Source organism: Pseudomonas sp., assembly GCF_037994325.1.
GTDB lineage: Bacteria > Pseudomonadota > Gammaproteobacteria > Pseudomonadales > Pseudomonadaceae > Aquipseudomonas.
The window spans coordinates 1-4,332 of record NZ_JBBNAH010000611.1; the positions used below are offsets into that span (position 1 = coordinate 1).

At 59.6% G+C, this 4,332-nt stretch carries 4 protein-coding genes and 1 pseudogene; 4 read left to right on the forward strand and 1 reads right to left on the reverse strand.

Features of this window, described 5'->3' with window-relative positions; translation table 11 throughout:
* The 3 genes and pseudogenes from AAAB16_RS20355 to AAAB16_RS20365 all read left to right on the forward strand — a co-directional run.
* Positions 1–197: pseudogene (locus AAAB16_RS20355) on the forward strand (MFS transporter); the annotation flags it as partial.
* 74 nt (positions 198–271) lie between these two features.
* Positions 272–757, forward strand: coding sequence for a glutathione peroxidase (locus tag AAAB16_RS20360; protein ID WP_340664961.1), 486 nt, complete (start codon positions 272–274; stop codon positions 755–757).
* A gap of 10 nt (positions 758–767) precedes the next feature.
* Positions 768–1,259, forward strand: a complete 492-nt coding sequence (locus tag AAAB16_RS20365) for a MarR family transcriptional regulator (RefSeq protein WP_340664962.1) — start codon at positions 768–770, stop codon at positions 1,257–1,259.
* Here AAAB16_RS20365 and AAAB16_RS20370 read toward each other — a convergent pair.
* Complete coding sequence (locus AAAB16_RS20370) at positions 1,243–3,567, reverse strand: response regulator (RefSeq protein WP_340664963.1); 2,325 nt, start codon at positions 3,565–3,567, stop codon at positions 1,243–1,245. The two genes, AAAB16_RS20365 and AAAB16_RS20370, sit on opposite strands and share 17 nt — an antisense overlap.
* A gap of 103 nt (positions 3,568–3,670) precedes the next feature.
* On the opposite strand from AAAB16_RS20370, the gene AAAB16_RS20375 reads away from it, so the two are divergent.
* The coding region (locus AAAB16_RS20375; RefSeq protein ID WP_340664964.1) for an ATP-binding protein at positions 3,671–4,332 on the forward strand (662 nt) is incomplete at its 3' end.

Consider the following 4,332-nt stretch of genomic DNA (forward strand, 5'->3'; position numbering starts at 1 on the left):
ACCATGCATGGAGCCGCGCCACCACGGCGTTTGCCTTGTTCCAGGCGCTGGCCGGCTATGCTTACTCCTATCTGTACGCAGCCAGCGGCGGCAATTACACGTTGCTATTTGTGCTCGGTGGTGCGGCCGTGACCTTGGCGTTGTTGCTCGACTTTATTCGTCCAGCAGCCCGTGCACGCGATCCGCTAAGTCCTTAAATTGAATTGCACACAATTTAATCGTTAGCTATCTTGTCGGCCTGTCACCACTTAATTGCCACGGAGCTACGCCCATGAGCGACACCCTGTTCAGCATTCCCGCCACCACCATCAAAGGTGAACAAAAGACCCTGGCCGACTTCGGTGGCAAGGCCGTATTGGTGGTCAACACCGCGAGCAAATGCGGCTTCACCCCGCAGTACAAGGGTCTGGAAGAACTGTGGCAGACCTATAAGGATCAGGGCTTGGTGATTTTGGGTTTCCCCTGCAATCAGTTCGGCAAGCAGGAGCCGGGTGATGAAGGCGCGATTTCCGAGTTCTGCGAGCTGAATTTTGGTGTGACCTTTCCGCTGTTCAAGAAGATTGATGTCAATGGCGCCGACGCTCATCCGCTGTTTGTGCAACTGAAAAAACGTGCTCCAGGCTTGCTGGGTAGCCAAGGGGTGAAATGGAACTTCACCAAGTTTCTGGTGGGGCGGGATGGCAAGGTGGTCAAGCGTTTTGCACCACTGACCAAGCCGGAAGAATTGACCAGCGAGATTGAAGCGCTGCTCAAGTGAGCCTTTGCCAATGAGTCAACAGCCAGTACCGCCAGCAGTTCCGCAACTGGACGCCGCTACCGCGTTACAACTCGACAATCAGCTGTGTTTCAAGCTGTATGCCGCCTCGCGCTCCGTGATTCGTGGCTATAAGCCGATGCTTGATCAGCTCGGTCTGACCTACCCGCAATACCTGGCGATGCTGGTGTTGTGGGAATGGCAGCAAACGCCGCCCGAGCAACCGACAGTCAAAGCGCTGGGTGAACGGCTGTTGCTTGATTCCGGCACGTTGACGCCGCTGCTTAAGCGCCTTGAGCAGTTAGGTTTGGTCGTGCGTCAGCGCAGTGCCCGTGATGAGCGAGAAGTGCACTTGGCGTTGTCGGCCGAAGGCGCAGCGCTTAAGGCGCAGGTGTTACCGCTCAAGCAGCGCTTGCTGTGCGAAAGCGGCATTAACCTGGATGAGCTGTTCGGTCTGCGTGAACAGCTCGGCGCGTTGCTGGATCGCTTTATAGCAACGCCGTAGACGGCAGCCACAGGCTTAACAGGGCGAGCAATTCGTCGCGCCGGAAGGGTTTAGCCAGGTAATCGTTCATGCCCGCCGCGGTGCAGCGCTCGCGCTCATCCGGCAGGGCATTGGCGGTCAGGGCTATAATCGGCAGCTCGGCCCAGCGCGCTTGCTGGCGAATGCGCCGGGTGGCTTCGTAGCCGTCCATCACCGGCATATTGCAGTCCATCAGCACCAGGTCGACTTGTTCTTGTTCCAGCATCTCCAGCGCCTCCACACCATTCGTGGCCAGCAGCACTTCGCAGCCGGCTTTGCTGAGCATGCCTTTGGCGACTAACTGGTTTACCGGGTTGTCTTCGACCAGCAGCACGCGTTTATGGTCAAGCACCGGGGGCGCACCGAGTGCGGCGGGGGTGGCAATCGGTTCACCGCCTGGTTCCAGCGAGCGTTGCAGGGCCTTGTGCAAGGCCGCGCGGGATAACGGCCGCGGCAGCTGCAGAATCGGCGCCAGGGTGCTGGCCAGCTCGGTGGGCAAAAAACTGCCGTAGGCACTGACGAACAATACGGTGTGCTTGAAATGCTCGCGCAGGCTGGCCAGCTCGTGCGCGCGGTCGGTAATCACCAAGTCCGCCGATAGCAGCGGTTGCGCGTTGCAGTGCTCCAATTGGGTGTAGCTCAGGCCCCAGAACGGCAGCAGGTTTTGCAGCAGTGCCGCCAAGCCGCTTTGTCCGTCGCACAGCGCCACCACGCGGCCGCGCAAGGCTGGCAGCAAGGCGGGTGGCGCCGCGCTTGGTAGTGGCAGGTGAACGCAGAATTCACTGCCCACCCCAAGCTGAGATTTAAGCGTCAACGAACCGTGCATGGCCTCGCACAGTTGCCGAGTCAGGGCCAAGCCCAATCCGGTACCGCCGTATTGGCGGGTGATGGTGATGCCGGCTTGGGCGAACGGCTGGAAAATTCGCGCCTGTGCCTCTTCGGCAATGCCGATGCCGCTGTCGGTGACGGTGATGCGCACCCCCGGGTCGGTATAGCTAATGCGGATATCCACGCGCCCGCTGTGGGTGAATTTCAGCGCGTTGGACAGCAGGTTGCTGACCACCTGGCGCACCCGCGTGGGGTCCCCGAGCAACAGCGCTGGCAGGCGGTTGTCGATTAAACAGGTGAGCTCGACATTGCTGGCGGTGTTTTGCGACAGCAGGTTGGCGGTGTCCTCTACCAGCGTGGCGAAATCGAAGGGGATCGACTCCAACTGCAACTGCCCAGCTTCGAACTTGGATAGGTCGAGAATATCGTTAAGCAACTCCACCAGCACCTTGCCGGAGTTGTGGGCAATGCTCAGTTGTTGGCGTTGTTCGGCGCTGAGGTGGCTGTCCAGAGTCAGGCCAAGCATGCCCAGTAGGCCGTTGAGTGGGGTACGGATTTCGTGGCTCATATTGGCCAGAAAGGTCGCACGGGCCAGGGCCATTTGGTTGGCGTGCGCGCGGGCTGTTTCCAATTCCTGGTTGGAAACGGTCAGGCGCGTATTACTGGCTTTCAGTTCGTTGGTGCGCGCGGAAATGATGTTTTCCAGCTCGCCGAGGTACTGGGTCAGTTGGTCTTCGGCTTTGCGGCGGTGCTCGACTTCTTCCGACAAGCTCGACAGTTGCTGATTGGTCACGTCGACCAGAATGCCGATTTCATCGTTCTCATGGCCGGGCGGGCAGGGCAGCTTTTGCCGGGTAGGGCGGCGTAAGTCACGGGCGCTGATGGCTTGAATAACGTCGGTGAGCGGCTTGGTCAGCATAAAGTAGAAGACCACCAGCAAGATCATCGACAGCAACAGGCTGTAGGCAAAGCCACTTAACAGCGTAACCAGGGAGCGGCGCAGGAAGTTATTGCCGAACGCGAAGGTGTCCACCTCCAGGCGCAGCATGCCGATGGTTTCTTGCGGTGAATGGCTGACAAACAGCGCGTCTTCAAACTGCCTGCTCTGGCCGAACAGGTGGTCGCTGAACACCCGATAGGGGCTATTGATGCGCGAGCGTTTAGCGCTGGCCAGGCTGGTGCCGGTGTCATCAACAATCTGCGCGCTGACCACCGCTGGTGAGCGCAGCAGCCCGGCGACCAGTTCCTGGGCCAGTTCGGTGTCGATGTTGTAGGCAATGCGGGTCGCCGGGTTATGGCTGATCTCCAGCAATGCGCGTATCTCGCGGTTGATCGAGGCGTCTTCACTGGCATAATCGCTGCTCACCTGCATCAGGCTGAGCAAGGTGCCGAGGATCAACGCCACGAGAACCGTCAGACTGGCCTGTTTAAACGACAGGCGATGGGTGAGCGTTATATCCATAAGGTGCAAGCCGGCCTCGTCTCTGAGCACTGGGCAAGCATAGCTGAATAGCGATGTTGCTTGCCTGACGCGCTTCGAGTTTTTCCCTGTAAAGGAGTAAGTCGTGGACTCCCGTTTAAATGCCTTTCTGCAACGTGCCGACGCCGTTTTGGCGCGGCTTGAGCCGTTATTGCCAAGCCCGCGCGTTGAGCTGGACTGGAACCACACCATTGCCGCGCGCTGGCACCGTGAAGGTCGCGGTGGTTACTTGCAACCGCTTGAGGTCAGCCTGGACTTGCGCCTGACCGATCTGATTGGCGTCGACACCCAGCGCGACCACCTAGCGCGCAACACTCGCCAGTTTGTTGCGGGGCTGCCGGCCAACCACGCGTTGCTGTGGGGCGCGCGGGGTACGGGCAAATCCTCGCTGGTGCGCGCGTTATTGGCAGAGCTGGCGGGCGAGGGCTTGCGTCTGGTGGAGATTGAGCGTGATTACTTGGCCGATCTGCCGCGAATCGTTGAGCTAATCGGCAAGCTCCCACAGCGTTTTGTGTTGTTCTGCGACGACCTGTCCTTTGAAGCGGGCGAGGGCGATTACCGCGTGCTCAAGAGCGTGCTTGATGGTTCGCTGGAGCGGGCGCCAGACAATGTGCTGCTATACGCCACCTCCAACCGTCGCCACCTGGTGCCGGAAAAGGAGAGCGACAACCTCGACAGCAAAATGGTCAACGGCGAGCTGCATCCCAGCGAGGCGGTGGAAGACAAGATCGCGCTGTCGGACCGCTT

Excerpts from the sequence above, each read along its gene's own strand:
- AAAB16_RS20360 (WP_340664961.1), top strand. The coding sequence starts at position 272 with ATGAGCGACACCCTGTTCAGCATTCCCGCCACCACCATCAAAGGTGAA.
- AAAB16_RS20365 (WP_340664962.1), top strand. The coding sequence starts at position 768 with ATGAGTCAACAGCCAGTACCGCCAGCAGTTCCGCAACTGGACGCCGCT.
- AAAB16_RS20370 (WP_340664963.1), bottom strand. The coding sequence starts at position 3,567 with ATGGATATAACGCTCACCCATCGCCTGTCGTTTAAACAGGCCAGTCTG.